Here is a 16,863-nt window from a genome sequence, read left to right on the forward strand (position 1 = left end):
CTTATTCCGCCGCCTGCCGTTCGCCGAAGGCGATGCCGGTGAAGGTCTGGTTCAAATGCATCGACCGGTACTGCTCGCCATAAGTGCCGAAACCGACGACGTTGTTGACCCGGTAGAGTTCCGAAATGTCGCGGAAGACCTGCCGGTTGCGCGCATCAAGCCGGCGCAGCACGCAGTCGAAGCCGAGGATCAGGTCAATGCCGCCCAGCCTCTCCTCGACCTCGCGCAGGGCGGCGCGCGTCGATTCCACCATGTCCTTGGGCTGGGCGATCGACAGCACGACACCGTCGTCGATGGCGCAGAAGAACGACAGTGAGCCATCGGCGTGCATCCTCTGGATCGAGCGGCAGTAATATTCGCCGCCCACCTTCACGACCACCGGATGCGAGGCGAAGCTCAGCGGCGTCAGGGTCTGCGGGACGATGCCGACGGAGGCGGCATATTCCTCGGCCGCGTTGGTGGCGTTGAACTCGCGCACGATGCGGTGATCGGCATCGGACGCCGTCACCACCAGCTTTTCGTCGGTCGGAACGAAATTGTCGGTCTTGAAGACATGGAACGGAATTTCCGTAGATATCAGCACGATGATGGCGCTGTCCGAGGTGACCCTGCCGTTCGAGATCAGGCGCGTCGTCTCGAATTTCAGATCGTCGCCGGCCGAGCCGCCGAGCAAGGGTATGTCGTCAAGACCCCAGTGAATGGCGGAGCTGACCGCTTCCTCGGCATAGGACAGCCCGTCGATGAAGCAGAGCGCGAAGGTGTTGCTGGTCTGCTCGCCGCCGCGCCGGCCGCGCAGTGTGCGCCGCAAGGCCTCGACCTCGCCGGTGATCCTGTCCATGCCCGACGAGGACAGATTGTCGACCATGGCGCTGACGGCGGTGAACGACGCCGAGGGCAGCAGCATGGCCAGCATATGGCCTTCCTCGAGCCCTTGCGGCGTAATCTCGCCGGCGGTGGAGCAGCCGGCATGGTGGAGCCCCGGCGCGTGGGCCGAGAGCGCCCGCGACAGGGCGCCGGCCTCGACGAGGCGCTGGGAAAAGAACAGCAAGGCAAAGCCGGCGTCGATCGCGGCAGCCTCCGAGGCCACCGCGCGCGCGAAAACATCCGGATCGGGCTCATCCGTGGTCAGCGCCGACAAGCCGCATGCGTAGCGCGTCCGTGAACTGGTCAGCGGCGTTCTCCCGCATTTCCTCCGACGCTGTTTTTATGCGCGTTGTTTTTTCAAGCTTCTTGCGCGCGGGCGTCGAACGATATTGTTGCTTCCAATCGGCGTTTTGGCAATGGGGCGAGGGGGAATGCACCTCCGGCCCGGGCCATGACCGAAAGTACAATGATCGGCCTTTTCCGTCGCGCTGTTTTTTGCGCGTTGTGCGGTGTACGAATAACGCATGGCCGAAGTGCCAGCGGCGCGTCGGCAGGTGATGACCAAGGTTGATACCCAGGGAGGGACCATGTCGGACGTTTCTTTGATGGTGAACGGGAGGCGAGTCAGCGGCGTTGCCGAGGATCGAACGCTTCTGGTCCATTTCCTGCGCGATAACCTCGGCCTTACAGGCACTCATGTCGGGTGCGATACCTCGCAATGCGGGGCCTGCGTGGTCCATGTCGACGGCAAGGCGGTCAAGTCCTGCACCATGCTTGCGGTCCAGGCGTCCGGCTCGAGCGTAGTGACGATCGAGGGTCTCGCCAACGGCGCCGATCTGCATCCAGTGCAGGCAGCCTTCAAGGAACATCACGGCCTGCAATGCGGGTTCTGCACGCCGGGCATGATCATGACCGCAACCGACATGATCAGCCGCCATCCCGAAGGCCTCGACGAGGCGACGGTGCGGGCCGAACTGGAAGGCAACATCTGCCGCTGCACCGGCTACCACAACATCGTCAAGGCGATCCTCGCCGCATCGAAGACGATGGCGAAGGCGTCGAAGGGCAAGGCGAAACAGGCTGCGTGAACGAGGCGGTAGGGCAGTAAGGCAGTAGGGCAGTAGGGAAAGAGAGCCATTTTTCCCCACTGCCGTACTGCTTTACTCACCTACTCCCCTACAATCTCGGGAGGAATTTCTTATGGGTATTGAAGGTGTTGGCGCTCGGGTCGCGCGCAAGGAAGACAAAAGGTTCATCACCGGCGCCGGCCGCTATGTCGACGACATGGTGGTTCCCGGCATGAAGCATGCGGCCTTCGTGCGCAGCCCGCACGCGCATGCGCAGATCAAGAAGATCGACGTCAAGAAGGCGCAAGCCATGCCGGGCGTCATCGGTGTCCTGACCGGCAAGGAGCTCAAGGCGGACGGCATCGGCAATCTCATCTGCGGCTGGATGATCCATTCCAAGGACGGTTCGCCGATGAAGATGGGTGCCTGGTCGCCGCTGGCCTTCGACAAGGTGCGCTATGTCGGCGACGCCGTCGTCATCGTCGTCGCCGAGACCAAGGGCCAGGCGCGCGACGCGGCCGAGGCGGTCGAGATCACCTACAAGGAGTTGAAGGCCGTCGTCGAGGCCACCAAGGCGCTCGAAAAGGGCGCGCCGCAGATCCATCCCGAGGCCGACAACAATCTGATCTTCGACTGGGAGATCGGCGATGCCAAGGCGACCGACGCCGCCATCAAGGCAGCGGCGCATGTCACCCGCATGAAGATCGTCAACAACCGGCTGGTGCCGAACGCCATGGAGCCGCGCGCCGCGCTTGGCCATTACGACAAGGCCGAGGATCACTACACCTGCTGGACGACATCGCAGAATCCGCATGTCGCGCGATTGGTGATGAGCGCCTTCTATAATGTCGCGCCGGAAAACAAGCTGCGCGTCATCGCGCCTGACGTAGGCGGCGGTTTTGGGTCCAAGATCTACATCTATCCGGAAGAGATCGTCTGCCTGTGGGCCTCCAAGAAGACCGGCGTGCCGGTCAAATGGGTTGCCGACCGCACCGAGAGCTTCCTCACCGACGCGCATGGCCGCGATCACGTCTCGACCGTGGAAATGGCTTTCGACACGAACAACAGGATCACCGGCTTCAAGGTCGACACGATCGCCAATCTCGGCGCCTACATGTCGCTGTTCTCGTCCTGCGTGCCGACCTATCTCTACGCGACGCTTTTGTCGGGCCAGTACGACATTCCCACCATCCACGCCAATGTGCGGACCGTCTACACCAACACGGCACCCGTCGATGCCTATCGCGGGGCAGGGCGGCCGGAGGCGACCTATCTGCTTGAACGCACGATGGAAGCAGCGGCGCGGGAACTCGGCGTGTCGCCGGCTGAGTTGCGGCGCAAGAATTTCATCACCACCTTCCCGCACCAGACCCCGGTGATCATGAACTATGACGCCGGCGACTATGGCGCCTCTCTCGATGCGGCGATGAAGGCGTCGGACTATGCCGGCTTTGCCAAGCGCAAGGCCGCGGCGGCAAAGCAGGGCAAGCTGCGCGGCATCGGCATGAGCTGCTACATCGAGGCCTGCGGCATCGCGCCGTCGGCGGCGGTCGGCTCGCTCGGCGCCGGCGTCGGCCTGTGGGAATCGGCCGAAGTGCGGGTCAATGCCGTCGGCACGATCGAGGTGCTGACGGGCTCGCATAGCCACGGCCAGGGCCATGAGACGACCTTCGCGCAACTGGTCAACCAGCGGTTCGGCGTGCCGATCGATTCGGTTTCGATCGTCCATGGCGACACCGACAAGGTGCAGATGGGCATGGGCACCTACGGTTCGCGCTCGGGCGCGGTCGGCATGTCGGCGATATCGAAGGCGCTCGACAAGGTCGAGGCCAAGGCCAAGAAGATCGCGGCCCACCTGCTCGAGGCCGACGAAGGTGACATCGTCATCGAGAACGGCGCCCTCAAGGTCGCCGGTACCGACAAGAACGTGCCGTGGTTCCAGGTGGCGCTGGCCGCCTATACCGCCCACAATCTGCCGGCAGGCATGGAGCCGGGGTTGAAGGAGACGGCCTTCTACGATCCGTCGAACTTCACATTCCCGGCAGGCTGCTACATCTGTGAGGTCGAGATCGATCCGGAGACCGGAACGACCGAGATCGTCCAGTTCGTGGCGGCCGACGATTTCGGCAACATCATCAATCCGATGATCGTCGAGGGCCAGGTGCATGGCGGCATCGCGCAAGGGATCGGCCAGGCGCTGCTGGAAGGCGCCCATTACGATGCAAGCGGCCAGCTGCTGACGGCGAGCTACATGGATTACACCATGCCGCGGGCGGGCGACCTGCCGTCGTTCAAGGTCTCGACCTCGAACACGCCGTGCCCGGGCAATCCGTTGGGGATCAAGGGCTGCGGCGAGGCCGGCGCCATCGGTTCGCCGCCGGCGGTCATCAACGCCATCACCGACGCCATCGGCATTGCCGATATCGCCATGCCGGCCTCGCCGTCCACCGTGTGGGCCGCGATCCGCGCCGCCAAGCATTGAGGGGGAACATCCATGTACTCGGTCAATTATCACCGTGCCGCCTCGGTCGCGGATGCCGCGAAGCTCGTGAAAAACGGCGACGCCAAGCTGCTCTCCGGCGGCATGACACTCATACCTGCCATGAAGACGCGGCTGGCCGCCCCGTCCGATCTCGTTGATTTGTCGCGCATCAAGGATCTGCAAGGCGTCAAGGTATCCGGCAAGACGGTCACCATCGGCGCCGCCACCACCCACTATGATGTCGCTAACGACCAGAAGCTGCAAAAGGCCTGTCCGGCGCTTGCCCATCTGGCGTCGCTGATCGGTGATCCGGCGGTGCGCCACAAGGGCACGATCGGCGGCTCGATCGCCAACAACGATCCGGCAGCGGACTATCCGGCCGCGCTGCTGGCGCTGGGCGCCACCATCGTCACCAACAAGCGTGAGATCACGGCCGACAAATTCTTCAAGGGACTGTTCGAAACGGCATTGAAGGATGGCGAGATCGTCACGGCGGTGTCCTTCACCGCGCCGGCAAAGGCTGCGTACGAAAAATTCCGCAACCCGGCCTCGCGCTACGCGATCGTCGGTGTGTTCGTGGCCAAGGGCAAGGATGGTGTCAGCGTTGCCGTGACCGGCGCCGGGGATGATGGCGTCTTCCGCTCGAAGGAGATCGAGGCGGCGCTGGCGAAGACTTTCGACGCTGCCTCGCTCAATGGCGTGAAAGTGCCGGCGAAGAACCTGATGAGCGACATCCACGCTTCATCAGACTACCGCGCCAGTCTGATCGCGGTCATGGCCAAGCGCGCGGTGGCAGCTGCCAACGCCTGAAACTGGCGAGATTCAGCGCTTCACGAGCCGCCGAGGATAAGAAAAGGGGCAGTCGCGGCCCCTTTTTCGTCCGTGGCCGCCTGACGCCACCCAGTTCCCGATGAAATTGCCGCAGCGCGCCATAACGGCAATCTCGCACTTGCACAAATCTATATTGCACTGCAGTATGGATTGGGGCGGGCATGCGAGCCTGGTTCGGATGTGTATCGCCGTGCCTTTCGCATAACCAATGCGAAAGGATCGGCATGTCCGAAATTGCCGCGACCGATATGGTTCCGTCCCGAGCCGTCGCCGACAGACCAACCAGGACTAGACTGGCCTATCTCGATGGCTGGCGCGGCCTGTCGATCGCCCTGGTGCTGATCGGCCATTTTTTCCCCGTTCCGGGAATCAATCTCGGCGTGCTGGGCGTCGAGTTCTTCTTCGTGCTCTCCGGCCGGCTGATGGCCGAAATCCTGTTTATCGAACGCTACCCGCTGAAGAAGTTCTTCAAGCGCCGTTTCTCGCGCATTTACCCGGCACTTCTGGTTTTCGTCGTCATTGCCATGATGGCGCTCTCCGGCACGTTCATCGCCTTCAAGTGGAAGGCGGCACTGACAGCTCTGACTTTCACCTACAATTACGCCGGCGTTCTCGTCACGCGCGCCGGGGCGCTAGATCATATCTGGTCGCTCTGCGTCGAGGAACATGCCTATGTGATCCTGGCGCTGATCAGCGCCACCGTCACCAGCCGCAACCGCGTCATTCCGCTGCTGCTGGCGCTGGCGTTGCTCGCCATGGCCAATGGGGCGGTGTCCTACTGGGTGTTCAAGCTGGACTATGAGGCCACTTACTGGCGCACCGACGTGCACATCGCCTCGATCCTGCTGTCGGCTTCGATCTGCCTGCTCAAGGCCGAGGGCCGGCTGCCGGCGGTAATGAAGGGGCCCTATGTCGCCCTGGCCGCGGCTACTGGCGCGGTCCTCCTGTTCATGGATCCCGTACCGACGCCGATCCACTATCTCCTGGCGGTGCCGCTGTTGGCGCTGGCCGTCAACGCGCTCGATTTCAGCACACCGATTTTTTCCAATCTGCTGTCGTCCTGGCCGATGGCGACGTTGGGCCTGTGGTCATACTCGCTCTATCTGTGGCAGCAGCCGTTCTACAAATTCGTCTACGAGCAAGGCAGCAACCCGTGGCCGATGCTGGCTGCCGTCTTTGCCTGCGCGCTCTGCAGCTACTACCTCGTCGAGCGGCCGGCGCGCGAATGGCTCAACCGCAACTGGTAAACTAAGCCGACCGGCCCTTTTGCTCGACAAGGTAGCGGCGCAGGCCGGCCTCGCCGCGTGGCGTTGTCCAGCGATGGTTCCAGGCGAAAGCCGGCCGCAACAGCGGCGCGAGGAATTTGAGGATCGGCCTCTCGACCGTAACCTGCCAGGTCAGCTGCACATGGGTGCCGGTGCCCGACGGCGATAGTTCGGCCCGCCACAGCCCGTCGAAGTCGCCAAAGGTCTTCACCACGACCAGCCGGCCGGGGTCGAGTTCGGCGGCCTCGATGATGAAGTTCAGCTCATAGGGCAGGGCGCCGCGCGCCCGCGCCCTTGCGCGCGAACCGACCGACGCCTTGCCCTTGCGGTCGAGCGGCACCACTTCCTTGTAGACGTCGCCCCACCACAGCGGCAGCAGTTCGGCGTCGGCGATCACGTCCCAGACTTGCCGTGGCCTGCCTTCGGGAATCTGCCAGCTCTCGTCGAAGCGGAAGACGTTGCTTGGCATCGCGGTTCCTCCGGATGGCGGAACCGTATATTAGACATGGCTTCTCGATGTGGCCAGCACCACAGAGTCAGGCGACGAGCTGCTTGACGTAATAGCGCACCGCCTTCTTGCCGCCATGGATCACCGCGTCGCCGACTTCGGCGAAGCCAAGCGCCGCGTGGAAGGCATCCGAGGCGGGATTGGGCGGATCGACGTTGACCTCGCAGGTCACCAGCGCGTGGCCGGCGCGCGCTGCCTGCTTGAACAGGTCCTGATAAAGCCGCCGCGCATGCCCCCGGCCCCGTGCATGCGCGGCGACGACGACGCGGTCGACATAGATGAAGCTGGTATAACGCTCGCGGAACCAGATGAAGTTCGGGCTGTCGTAGTTGGCTTCCTGGTCGAAGGTCATGATGAAGGCTTCGAGATCGCCGATGCGGCGCGCATAGAATGCTTCGCCAAGCAGATACGACAGCCGTTCGGCTTCGAGCCACGACAATTCAGCAGCGTGTTCGTTGTTGAGCGCCAATATGTCCGCTTCGTCGCCTTGCGAGATATGGTCGATCAATGAGGTCATGCCTTGGCCGCCGCGATCGTCGCCGCCACCAGCGGGGTGTCGGTCAATGTGTTGCGGTACTCGCGGTCGAGATCGGAGCCGCCCATGCCAACCTTGGGGTTGCGGTAGCGCATGGCGCTCGCCACGTCCTTCAGCGCGGCGAAATGCATTTCGGCCAGTCCGGTCTTTTCGCGCACCTCGGCGATGTTGGCGCGGTCAAGCCCGCCACAACCGAGGATGACGATGCGGTCGCCGGCCTGGCGAACGAGGTCCGCCAGCAACGGCAGGCCTTCGATGGCGGTGTCGCGCTGGCCGCTGGTCAGCACGCGGCCGACCTTGCAGCGGATCAGTGCTTCCAGCGCCTCCTTGGGATCGCGCGTCATGTCGAAGGCGCGATGGCAGGTGACGTTCAGGGGGCCGGCGGCCTCCGTCAGTTCGCCCATGCGCTTCTCGTCGATAGTGCCGTCGGCGTTCAGGCAGCCAAACACGACGCCGGGCACGCCGAGATCTCTGAGCGCCGCGACGTCGGCGAGCATCGAGCGGTATTCGGTTTCGCTGTAGAGAAAATCGCCGCCGCGCGGCCGCACCATGACATGAAACGGCACATTCGCCTGGTCCAGTGCAGCACGCACCGTGCCGAGGCTCGGCGTGATGCCGCCTTCGACCAGGCTGGCGCACAGTTCGACCCGATCGGCGCCGGCAGCCTGCGCGGCGAGCAGGCCATCAATGCCTTCGACACAGATTTCGATCAGCGGCGGGTGGGTTTGTGTGGTCAAGGGGCGATCCAGTTCATGATATTTCGGACAGCCCTAGCACCCGGGCGGCTGGCGCGAAAGCGTGAACGGTGCCCCGCAATTTGGACCAGGTGACATTTCGCGGCTTGACAGTCTTATAACTGCGCGGTTATGAGATAAACCATAGCCATATGGTTATTGATTGGCACTTGGTGGCGGGGCGGCAGCCGAAAATTCCATCGGCTGAAAACCTGGATGCGCTGCATACGGGCACGGCAAAACACGTCCTCGAAAGGAGAAAGACGATGCAAGCGAGAATCAAGAATCCGGTGATGCTGATCCCCGGCGCCCTGCAGGCGCTGCTGGCGCTGGACAAGTCGACGGAGGCGGCCGACGTGCCTTATGTGACGCGCAAGCTCATCCATCTGCGCGCCAGCCAGATCAACAGCTGTGCCCTCTGCGTCGACATGCATGCGCGTGAACTGAAGGCGGCCGGCGAGAAGGACGAGCGCATCTTTGCGCTCGCGGCATGGCGCGAGACGCCATACTTCACCGAGGCCGAGCGGGCAGCCCTGGCGCTGGCCGAGGCCGGCACCAGGCTCGCCGATCGCCCGGACGCGGTGCCGGACGATATCTGGCAGGAAGCCGCCCGGCACTATGACGAAAAGGCGCTTGCCGTTTTGGTCATCCAGATCGCCCTGATCAACGCATTCAACCGGCTGAACGCGACGACACGGCAGATGGTCGGAACCTGGGGCTGAGTGCGCTCCGGGCAAGTGCCGTTTGCATCAGCACGGAAGGCGGGCGGCATTGCCTTCCGGCTTTCTGAGCATGGGCGGTTACTGGCGCAACTCCGTATTTTTGGCGCCTTCCTCGACCTGATCGATGACCAGGAGCTTGACCGGGCCGTCGCCGATGTTGGTGGCCTGATGCCATTGCCCGATCATTTCGATGATGAAATCGCCTGTCTTGTAAGTGTTGCTGTTGCCGGTCTCGACATTGGTGACCTTCAGCGTTCCGGCCTCGACATAAGCGTAGCGCGGGAAGGGGTGGCGGTGCACCGGCAAGGTCGCGCCCACCGCGATGTCATAGGTCGACACCAGCACCTGCACGTTCTTCTGCGGCAGCGTGATCGGCTGGCCGGAAGCGGTGGTCGTGCGTGACGCCAGCGGCGTCACGACGACAGGCGTGCTGTTGCTGTCGAGCGCCAGGGCGCAATTCGCGTAAAGCGCCGCCGCGGCTAGCAGTGCCGATATCAGGATTTTGCGCATGAGTCCTCCCTGAACCGACGCATCTATCGCGCGCCGGCAGTGCGCGCGCAAGCACCACGAGCGCGGGTGGATACTTCCAACTCGGGAAACGCGAATCCGTTCGGGATTTGCGAGGTGAACCCGCCAATCAGTACCCAACCTGAGGCGAGGGCTCCTCGCATTGGTAGACCATGCATTGACCGTCGCTGGTCGGAACATAGGCTACCATCGGCACGTAAGGGGCGTCGCACTCGTTGCCGAATTGTCTGATGTAGCGATCATAGGTGTTCGGCCCAGTGGCCAGCACCGCTGCATGCTGCGTCTGGATCAGCGCCTGGGTCTGCGCGCAGGTCATATTGCGCGTGTCCGGCCGAGCATTGGCCAAGCTTACCGCAGCAATCGTGATCGCTGCCGCACAGAGCACAATCCTGCATATGGGCATGACGGTCTTGCAGACGAGCATGATGGCTTCCCAACGAAACATCTGGTTGGGAAGTTCGCATCTTGCGATGCGGTTCGGCAATGGTCGCGCTGTCGCGATACAGCGAGCCAACACGCGCCGACATTTCGAGCCTGTTCAACCGAGACTTTCGGACGCTTGGAAATATTGGCTCCCGGGCCGGATTCGAATCGGCGACTCGATAGGAACGCTGCCTGAGACTCCTGCCGAACTCGCCGAACTGGCCGAGGCCATCAGGCGAGGCTTCCCCGAAGGGCGCTTCCACTCTAAGGCTGAGTCCATGCATGCGAAATCGGTAAAGTCTCGACCGAGAAAATTAGCAGTCTCTAAAATTGCTCCTTTGCGTTTAAGCGCGCCGTAATGTGCCCGGAACGATAAAGCCGGAATCAGTCACTGTGGCTGCCAAGCCGACATTGGAGAAAACGATGAAAAGGCTCCCCTTGCTGTTAGCGGCTTCTCTCGGTGCGCTGGGAATTTTCATGGCGGCGAACGCCTTTGCAAGCCAGGTGTCCGATCACGCTGGTACAGCGACAATGACTACCGGCGACCAGAACGATGATGATGCGGTCGAAACCGCCAGCACAGGCCACCAGGGTGACGATAGCGCGACCGCCGGCCAGCAAAAGGGTGGTGACAACCAGGGTGATAAATCCGGTGATGATAGCGGCGAGAGCGGCGACCATCAGAGCGGCGAGCATGCTGGTGGTGGGAGCGGCGGCAACGGCGGCGGCGGTGGCGGCGACGGCGGCGGTGGCGGTGGCGGCGGTGGCGGCGGTGACGACTGATACAGGTGCGGCTTAACCGGCCAGTGCCATCCCAGTGCTAATGCCAAGGCCGATAGGGGGGTGCGACTTGCCCATAGCCGTCGCACACTCACATTCCGACCCAGCTTGCCTGGACAGACTTTGCTATCGAGATCGGGGCGAGGAATATAATCCCCCTTTGCGGCGAGCTCCTCCTACGGAGATCGCCAATGGCCAGGTTCAGGCGCTGATCGACAGGCTTGGGCCTGCTCATGGCTCGATGCACCAGGATTTGGTCGGGCTCTTCACCTGCTCGGATTGCAAGGCCGCCGGCCGCGATCGGCGTTCGGTGCACTTCACCGTCATTCCTGACTACGAGGGCATTCAGCGGCCACGGAATCAGGATTGGAAGCCGACGTTCAGGCGCTAGGCCCGCTGCCAGGGCGGATCTTGGGGGAGGCAGCGGGCCATTAGCGGGAAATGTAGGGTGTCCCACCGGGCAGCGGGGACATTTTCGCTGCCAGCGGCATTCCTAACCCAGCGTGGGCTCAATCGACCACATACGGATTTGTAAGGTTTAAAGCGACGCTCAGGTGAAAGGTGGCCGGCACCAGGTTGGGAGCTGGGTGGGCTATGAGCAAGGCGCCGGCCGAGCGAACACCAGGTCCGCCGCACAACTAAAATCACCGATTCGACGCAACGTAGGTATGGCGTGATCACGGAAGCCCTAAACCGCTCAACGCAGTCGGCGGCGGATCCGATGATAGATAGGTGAGCTCTGAAGGTCACGGGCTGCGTGCGTGAAGAGCAGCACCACAGACAGAATCACCAGTGCAGATGCAACGCCGGTAACGAGAGCCATGCGAGCGAACGTCGCCAGCGCCAGGAAGTTCCCGAGCTGATGGCACGCCGGCCGCCAATCACTCCGGACAAATTTCGATAATGAGATTAGTGCCGCGCGACGGAACATTAGTCCTGTCTTGCGGCAATGATCCTTTGCTGAAGATCGAGGGGGCAGCTCGATCGGCCCGCGTCCCTCCGCCAACAGGGGCGTGGGCTTGCTGAGCCACTGCTACAGCCCAAGTTGGAACCTGGCCGGTCGCCCGGTCCGCAAGCGCTTTGTCTCAAGGCAGCGTGTCATGTAAGCAATGTTGGGTCAGCAAGCACCGCAACAGGGATCCCGCTTGGGATTTGCTGGAAGCGATGTCGGCCACCAAGCATTGAATATCGGAAACGATAAGGCCGGCGGCTTCGGCTTCCGGGCCTTTCCTAGTTCCCGTGAGGCACGAAATAAGTGGTAGTGGCAGCATTGGCGCCGACGCCCCGCGTAACCTGAACAGCCGCATACCCCTCTGGGATTGAGCGAGTTTCCGCCATGTCGACTGCTGTGCATCGGCCAACCATCTCGCCGTTCGGCCATGGCGCCAACCGCGCCGCGAGAGCCGTCTGGCAATCGTCCATGGACGAGTAGGGGACCGGCGATGAATTCATAGGCTGACACAGCGAGGAGTTGCACGACAGCATAACCATCACTGCTGCGGTTCCCGGGTCCATTATCCAAGCCTCTCCAATTGCACGAGCGTCAAACGCCGCAGGAGGGGCTTTGTTTCCGACCTTCTTAAATATCGCTACGTTCATTGGGCGGCGGCCAAGGCAAGGCTTCCGGGGACTTATTAGTCGCTCCATCGGATCTTGCCCTTGCCGCGAAGATGTCGCGTGTCAGCGGCAAACTGAAGGTCAGCCATTATGGCGGCCTGTTCGACGACTGGTGCGATAACGGCAAGCAAGGCGTCGACCGGAGGGATGTAATGCTTTGGCCCCGCAATCGACAGGTTGAAGCCAGTTGGATATCGGAGGTCATAATCTTGATTTATATGGCCGAGCCCCCCGGCCAGCGGCTTCATCAACTGGTCGGTGATGACAAGCCCCCGTCGCTCGCATTCCGAGAAGATATAGTCGATGTCGTGACCGAAAGGCTTGCGGCGCATGTCCAGCTTCGAGACGCCTTTGAAGGCTAGGTACGATTTGAGGATGACCTCCACAGCATGGGCGAGTAGGAAATAGGCCGGATAACTGAGGCCTACGTCGTGGCGCTCGGCAATGATCTGAAAGGCTTGGTAGTAGGATCTGCCGCGTTTCAGCAGTTCGCCAGCAAAATGACCCAGGGGCTGAGGCCTCTCCCACAGCTTTGCCGATACCTGCTTAAGGCCGACGGGATTAGTCATCTCATCTCGCCAGAACAATTCCGACCGCTAAGCCTACACCGATCACGACGCCGATCGCCAAACTTTCGGCAAGGCGAAGCGTCCAAGCTGGCGCGCCGGCGCGCCAATTCCATCGAGGCCGCTTCCACTGAGGCAAATCAGATCGTCAGATAAGCGTTCCATGCTCGTTTCTCTCCTTAGCGAGCCCCGTGTGATCAAGGCCTAGCGAAGTCGAGTTGCGTACCTATACCGTACCTATCGCCAAAATCGGCGATTTTGCATTTTCGGTAAGTGCTTGGAAATATTTGGCTCCCCGGGCCGGATTCGAACCAGCGACCAACCGGTTAACAGCCGGTTGCTCTACCACTGAGCTACCGGGGAACGGAGGCTCTTTGAGCAAGTGGCGCAGCCTATAGCAAACACCTTTCGGCTTTGCAAAGCAGCATTTCGCTTTTTTCCGAGACTTTTTCGCGCGGTTTCTCGCAATCGGTGGCGTCCGCCCTCATATTAGCCGTCCTGGCGACGGGCGCGGAACCGAAAAGGGGGGGGCGCGGCTTTCGTAAAATGATATTTTCGAACGACCAGACAAGCGACCACACAGGCAGCCATTGGCGATGACGGCAGCAGGCGAAAACCGGACTCCGGCCCGAAAGATCTCGATTTTCGGACGCGAGTTCACCATGCCGCAGTCGCGCGGCCTCAGAATCACCATCGGCATCCTCTTGACCATCGGCGGTATTCTCGGTTTCCTGCCAATTCTCGGCTTCTGGATGATCCCGATCGGATTGCTGGTGCTCTCCTATGAATTCGCCATGGTACGCCGCCACCGGCGCCGCTTCGTCGTCTGGTGGGAGCGGCGGCGGCGGCCGGATTGAGCGACAGGCATCAGGTCGACCTGCATCGTCTTTCCGTGGCGTTATGCACTTGTTCTGGTTTCGGATTTTCGTGGATCGGCTTTGCTGTCGGCGCTTCTCTGCAGATCCTCGCGGATTTGCTTGAGCACGGCGGCAGCCGAGGCGAGCCGCGCGCGGTCACGCGGTGAAAGCGTGGCGGTGCCGTCTATCGCAAGGCAATCTATGGCGTAGCGCAACAACTCCTGGCATCCGGATCGCGACAAGCCCTCCCAGGTGTTCATTCCGTTGTCGGGGCTTGCCGGCCGCATGGCGCAGTCCTCCTACTATTCTGAACGGTGGCCGGGGCATGGAGTTTCTCGTGACCTGCCGCTATCCCTAATTATCCACTAATGTGCACGGTCACCGCTGTGGCCGCGACGCTCGATGCGTAGGGCTATATTCTTGCAGAGGAAACCGCGCGGAATGCGTGGTGGCCGCTTGACGCCATTTTCGCCGCAACCTATTGGAACCGGGTGGAACGCCGGGAGCAACGAGGCCTCGTGGCGGAGTGGTTACGCAGAGGACTGCAAATCCTTGCACCCCGGTTCGATTCCGGGCGAGGCCTCCAATACCCGGGCTCCCGCGCGCTCAGCGCCGGAGCCTGACGTTCCGATCGAAATGAGCCGCGGTTCTGGCGCGGCAAGCGGATTGGTTGGGACATGAGCGCTGATTTTGCCGAGCTTCGCGTCAAGATGGTCGATGGCCAGGTTCGCACCACCGATGTGACCAGCGCTCCGCTGCTGGAAGCCATGCTCACCGTGCCGCGCGAGGTTTTCGTCGGCGACCGCCAGCGTGATCTTGCCTACATCGACGAGGACATCCGCATAGCCGACGGCGCCAATGGCGCTCGCTATCTCATGGAAGCTTCGCCGCTGGCCAAACTGATGCAACTGGCCGAGATCAACCCGACAGATTCGGCGCTCGATGTCGGCTGCGGCACCGGCTACGCCTCGGCCATCCTGTCGCGGCTGGCGCGGTCCGTCGTGGCACTCGAAAGCGATCCGGTACTGGCGCAAACCGCGGCGTCGACCCTTTCCGGCCTGGGCTGCGGCAATGTGACCGTGGTCCAGGGCGCGCTGGCGCAAGGTCATGCGGCCAAGGCGCCCTATGACGTCATCTTCATCGGCGGCAGTGTCGAGAAAGTGCCGGCGCCGCTGCTCGATCAGCTCGCCGAGGGCGGCCGACTCGTCGCGGTCGAAGGGCAGGGCAATTCCGGCGTGGCGCGACTTTTTTTCAAGGCTGGGGGGGTTGTAACCGGTAGACGGGCATTTAATGCGGCAATTAAGCCACTACCCGGGTTCGAACGTGAGCATGCTTTCGAATTCTGAATGATTTGGCCTTGCAGCAAAGGCTTTGTCATGGTCGCTTGCATTTGAACAATCGTTGCAGATTCCAGACTGGGGGCACTTTGGGACCGAGCGACAGGGAACATAACACGCCACTCCGGCTACTCTGACGAGAAGCTGGCGCGGCGCGGTTCCCATGGAAAACGAATGAGGGATATACCCGTGCCGTCTGTATCCAAGTCACTTTTTGCCGCCGTCCTCGTCTCCGCGACCGCGCTGTCCCCGCTGACCGCCACGGCGGAAACCATCACGGGCGCGCTCGCCAAGGCTTATCAGTACAATTCGTCGCTGAATTCTTCCCGCGCCGGCGTGCGCGTCACCGATGAAGGCGTGGCCATTGCCAAGTCGGGTTGGCGCCCAACCATCACCGGATCCGCCGACGCGAATTATGTGAACACGCGCGCCAGCGGCGCCAACACCAAGACAGGCTCGGCCAGTGTCGGCATTGTCATCAACCAGACCCTGTTCGATGGTTTTCAGACCAGGAACAATGTGGCGGCAGCGGAATCCCAGGTGAAGGCGTCGGTCGAAAGCCTGCGCAACACCGAGGAGAACACCCTTTTCAATGCCGCGACCGCCTATATGGACGTGATTCGCGACCGGCAGATCGCGGTGCTGACCGAACAGAACCTGCAGTTCCTGACCGAACAGGCGCGCGCCGCGCGCTCGCGTTTCGAGGTTGGCGAGGGCACCCGTACGGATGTCGCGCAGGCCGATGCGTCGCGCGCCTCCGCAGTCGCCTCGCTAAGCGCCGCCCGCGCGCAGGCATTGGCCAGCGCCGCAACCTATCACCAGGTGGTCGGCGACGAGCCGGGCAAGCTCAAGCCCGCCGCGCCGCTGGCGAAGCTGTTGCCGTCGAGCCTCAATTCGGCGATTGCCATTGGTTCGGCCGAACATCCGGCCATTCTCGCCACCCAGCATCTGGTCGACGCGGCGGCGTTTTCTGTGAAGTCGGCGGAAGGTGCGCTGTTGCCGCAGCTTTCCGCCTCGGCCGGCATCTCGGACGACTATCTCAATCGCAATCCGAATATCGGAACGAACGGCAATTCGACCTCGGCCAATATCGGCGCGACCTTGACCATCCCGATCTATTCGGGTGGGCGGACCTCGGCGGTCGTGCGGCAGAGCAAGGAATCGCTTGGTCAGGCCCGCATCCAGGTCGATGTCAGCCGCGACCAAGTGCGCCAGGCCGTCGCGACGGCATGGTCGCAATACACCGCCGCGCAACAGAGCGTTTCCGCCAACAAGCAGGTGATCGACGCGGCGCAGCTGGCACTGAACGGCGTCATCGAAGAGCGCAATGTCGGCCAGCGCACCACGCTCGACGTGCTCAACGCCCAGGCCACCGTCATCACCGCCAAGATCAACCAGGCCAATTCCGAACACGATGTGGTGGTGGCGAGCTATGCAATCCTGTCGGCGGTGGGCCGGCTGTCGATCGACCGGCTCGGCTTGCCGGTGACCAAGTACAAGCCCGAAGAGCACTACAACGCCGTCAAGGACAAGTGGATCGGCGTGCGCACGCCGGACGGCCGCTAGGCGCGGCCGACCCTGTGGAGCGGGACCTTTCCTGAAACTGGTCCTGCTTCGATTTCGTGCTCTAATCTGTTGAAATCCCACATGTCCCCAGATTGGGGATTCTCGGGCGGCGTTCCGTCGGTTACGCTGGCGCCATGATTCGAATCCGGCTTCTGCCGGAGGGGAAGTCCACAGGGGTCAC

At 62.2% G+C, this 16,863-nt stretch carries 17 protein-coding genes and 2 tRNA genes; 10 read left to right on the forward strand and 9 right to left on the reverse strand.

The genetic code is table 11. The annotated features are described in order from the left end of the window. Nucleotide 1: 1 nt before the first annotated feature. Nucleotides 2–1,138 carry an FIST signal transduction protein gene (locus EB233_RS17450; RefSeq protein ID WP_064988408.1) on the reverse strand — a complete coding sequence of 379 codons (1,137 nt, stop codon included), beginning with the start codon at nt 1,136–1,138 and terminating at the stop codon, nt 2–4. A gap of 313 nt (nt 1,139–1,451) precedes the next feature. On the opposite strand from EB233_RS17450, the gene EB233_RS17455 reads away from it, so the two are divergent. From EB233_RS17455 to EB233_RS17470, 4 genes are all read left to right on the forward strand, one after another. Then, nucleotides 1,452–1,952 (forward strand): (2Fe-2S)-binding protein, encoded by a 501-nt coding sequence (locus tag EB233_RS17455; RefSeq protein WP_027052179.1) that lies wholly within the window; start codon nt 1,452–1,454, stop codon nt 1,950–1,952. 112 nt (nt 1,953–2,064) lie between these two features. Continuing rightward, a complete protein-coding gene (locus tag EB233_RS17460) occupies nt 2,065–4,413 on the forward strand; it encodes a xanthine dehydrogenase family protein molybdopterin-binding subunit (protein WP_064988409.1) in 2,349 nt (782 codons plus the stop codon). A gap of 12 nt (nt 4,414–4,425) precedes the next feature. After that, complete coding sequence (locus EB233_RS17465) at nt 4,426–5,223, forward strand: FAD binding domain-containing protein (protein WP_064988410.1); 798 nt, start codon at nt 4,426–4,428, stop codon at nt 5,221–5,223. Nucleotides 5,224–5,468: 245 nt separating this feature from the next. After that, entirely contained in the window at nt 5,469–6,491 is a 1,023-nt protein-coding gene (locus EB233_RS17470) for an acyltransferase family protein (protein WP_064988411.1), read from the forward strand. A gap of 1 nt (nt 6,492) precedes the next feature. On the opposite strand, the gene EB233_RS17475 is transcribed toward EB233_RS17470, so the two are convergent. From EB233_RS17475 to EB233_RS17485, 3 genes are all read right to left on the reverse strand, one after another. Next, a complete protein-coding gene (locus EB233_RS17475) occupies nt 6,493–6,978 on the reverse strand; it encodes an SRPBCC family protein (RefSeq protein WP_064988412.1) in 486 nt (161 codons plus the stop codon). A 67-nt stretch (nt 6,979–7,045) separates the two neighbouring features. Continuing rightward, nucleotides 7,046–7,534 carry a GNAT family N-acetyltransferase gene (locus EB233_RS17480; RefSeq protein ID WP_064988413.1) on the reverse strand — a complete coding sequence of 163 codons (489 nt, stop codon included), beginning with the start codon at nt 7,532–7,534 and terminating at the stop codon, nt 7,046–7,048. Then, the gene (locus tag EB233_RS17485) at nt 7,531–8,289 is read right to left on the reverse strand and encodes a copper homeostasis protein CutC (protein WP_244277593.1); all 759 of its coding nucleotides are present in this window, start codon (nt 8,287–8,289) and stop codon (nt 7,531–7,533) included. The genes EB233_RS17480 and EB233_RS17485 overlap by 4 nt, the downstream gene beginning before the upstream one ends. A 263-nt stretch (nt 8,290–8,552) precedes the next feature. On the opposite strand from EB233_RS17485, the gene EB233_RS17490 reads away from it, so the two are divergent. Then, complete coding sequence (locus EB233_RS17490) at nt 8,553–9,008, forward strand: carboxymuconolactone decarboxylase family protein (RefSeq protein WP_064988822.1); 456 nt, start codon at nt 8,553–8,555, stop codon at nt 9,006–9,008. 78 nt (nt 9,009–9,086) lie between these two features. Here EB233_RS17490 and EB233_RS17495 read toward each other — a convergent pair whose 3' ends face one another. Together EB233_RS17495 and EB233_RS17500 are read right to left on the reverse strand one after the other, a co-directional pair. Next, on the reverse strand, nt 9,087–9,518 hold the full coding sequence (locus tag EB233_RS17495) for a cupin domain-containing protein (RefSeq protein WP_064988415.1): 432 nt from the start codon (nt 9,516–9,518) through the stop codon (nt 9,087–9,089). 127 nt (nt 9,519–9,645) lie between these two features. Then, on the reverse strand, nt 9,646–9,960 hold the full coding sequence (locus EB233_RS17500) for a hypothetical protein (protein ID WP_425487708.1): 315 nt from the start codon (nt 9,958–9,960) through the stop codon (nt 9,646–9,648). A gap of 422 nt (nt 9,961–10,382) precedes the next feature. On the opposite strand from EB233_RS17500, the gene EB233_RS17505 reads away from it, so the two are divergent. Next, on the forward strand, nt 10,383–10,742 hold the full coding sequence (locus tag EB233_RS17505) for a hypothetical protein (protein ID WP_171892240.1): 360 nt from the start codon (nt 10,383–10,385) through the stop codon (nt 10,740–10,742). A 1,631-nt stretch (nt 10,743–12,373) separates the two neighbouring features. On the opposite strand, the gene EB233_RS17515 is transcribed toward EB233_RS17505, so the two are convergent. Both EB233_RS17515 and EB233_RS17520 read right to left on the reverse strand, forming a co-directional pair. After that, complete coding sequence (locus EB233_RS17515; protein ID WP_064988418.1) at nt 12,374–12,925, reverse strand: hypothetical protein; 552 nt, start codon at nt 12,923–12,925, stop codon at nt 12,374–12,376. A 285-nt stretch (nt 12,926–13,210) separates the two neighbouring features. After that, a tRNA-Asn gene (locus EB233_RS17520) sits at nt 13,211–13,285 on the reverse strand. A gap of 233 nt (nt 13,286–13,518) precedes the next feature. Here EB233_RS17520 and EB233_RS17525 point away from each other — a divergent pair. Then, nucleotides 13,519–13,779, forward strand: a complete 261-nt coding sequence (locus EB233_RS17525; RefSeq protein ID WP_064988419.1) for a hypothetical protein — start codon at nt 13,519–13,521, stop codon at nt 13,777–13,779. A gap of 41 nt (nt 13,780–13,820) precedes the next feature. Here EB233_RS17525 and EB233_RS17530 read toward each other — a convergent pair whose 3' ends face one another. Next, nucleotides 13,821–14,066: a hypothetical protein gene (locus EB233_RS17530; RefSeq protein ID WP_154674532.1), complete on the reverse strand. Its 246-nt coding sequence runs from the start codon at nt 14,064–14,066 to the stop codon at nt 13,821–13,823. A 225-nt stretch (nt 14,067–14,291) separates the two neighbouring features. Between EB233_RS17530 and EB233_RS17535 the strand changes: the two genes are divergently transcribed. The 3 genes from EB233_RS17535 to EB233_RS17545 all read left to right on the forward strand — a co-directional run bounded on the left by EB233_RS17535 (nt 14,292) and on the right by EB233_RS17545 (nt 16,682). Beyond that, nucleotides 14,292–14,365, forward strand: a tRNA-Cys gene (locus tag EB233_RS17535). A gap of 91 nt (nt 14,366–14,456) precedes the next feature. Then, the gene (locus EB233_RS17540; protein ID WP_064988421.1) at nt 14,457–15,125 is read left to right on the forward strand and encodes a protein-L-isoaspartate O-methyltransferase family protein; all 669 of its coding nucleotides are present in this window, start codon (nt 14,457–14,459) and stop codon (nt 15,123–15,125) included. Nucleotides 15,126–15,305: 180 nt separating this feature from the next. Next, nucleotides 15,306–16,682 (forward strand): TolC family outer membrane protein, encoded by a 1,377-nt coding sequence (locus EB233_RS17545; protein WP_064988422.1) that lies wholly within the window; start codon nt 15,306–15,308, stop codon nt 16,680–16,682. Nucleotides 16,683–16,863: the final 181 nt, after the last annotated feature.

Origin of the sequence: Mesorhizobium erdmanii (assembly GCF_013170725.1) — a bacterium.
Lineage (GTDB): Bacteria > Pseudomonadota > Alphaproteobacteria > Rhizobiales > Rhizobiaceae > Mesorhizobium > Mesorhizobium erdmanii.

Bases quoted from the DNA above. Each gene is read 5' to 3' on its own strand.
- EB233_RS17540 (WP_064988421.1), top strand. From the start codon at position 14,457: ATGAGCGCTGATTTTGCCGAGCTTCGCGTCAAGATGGTCGATGGCCAG.
- EB233_RS17470 (WP_064988411.1), top strand. From the start codon at position 5,469: ATGTCCGAAATTGCCGCGACCGATATGGTTCCGTCCCGAGCCGTCGCC.
- EB233_RS17475 (WP_064988412.1), bottom strand. From the start codon at position 6,978: ATGCCAAGCAACGTCTTCCGCTTCGACGAGAGCTGGCAGATTCCCGAA.
- EB233_RS17495 (WP_064988415.1), bottom strand. From the start codon at position 9,518: ATGCGCAAAATCCTGATATCGGCACTGCTAGCCGCGGCGGCGCTTTAC.
- EB233_RS17530 (WP_154674532.1), bottom strand. From the start codon at position 14,066: ATGCGGCCGGCAAGCCCCGACAACGGAATGAACACCTGGGAGGGCTTG.
- EB233_RS17515 (WP_064988418.1), bottom strand. From the start codon at position 12,925: ATGACTAATCCCGTCGGCCTTAAGCAGGTATCGGCAAAGCTGTGGGAG.
- EB233_RS17500 (WP_425487708.1), bottom strand. From the start codon at position 9,960: ATGCTCGTCTGCAAGACCGTCATGCCCATATGCAGGATTGTGCTCTGT.
- EB233_RS17460 (WP_064988409.1), top strand. From the start codon at position 2,065: ATGGGTATTGAAGGTGTTGGCGCTCGGGTCGCGCGCAAGGAAGACAAA.
- EB233_RS17455 (WP_027052179.1), top strand. From the start codon at position 1,452: ATGTCGGACGTTTCTTTGATGGTGAACGGGAGGCGAGTCAGCGGCGTT.
- EB233_RS17525 (WP_064988419.1), top strand. From the start codon at position 13,519: ATGACGGCAGCAGGCGAAAACCGGACTCCGGCCCGAAAGATCTCGATT.
- EB233_RS17465 (WP_064988410.1), top strand. From the start codon at position 4,426: ATGTACTCGGTCAATTATCACCGTGCCGCCTCGGTCGCGGATGCCGCG.
- EB233_RS17505 (WP_171892240.1), top strand. From the start codon at position 10,383: ATGAAAAGGCTCCCCTTGCTGTTAGCGGCTTCTCTCGGTGCGCTGGGA.
- EB233_RS17490 (WP_064988822.1), top strand. From the start codon at position 8,553: ATGCAAGCGAGAATCAAGAATCCGGTGATGCTGATCCCCGGCGCCCTG.
- EB233_RS17480 (WP_064988413.1), bottom strand. From the start codon at position 7,534: ATGACCTCATTGATCGACCATATCTCGCAAGGCGACGAAGCGGACATA.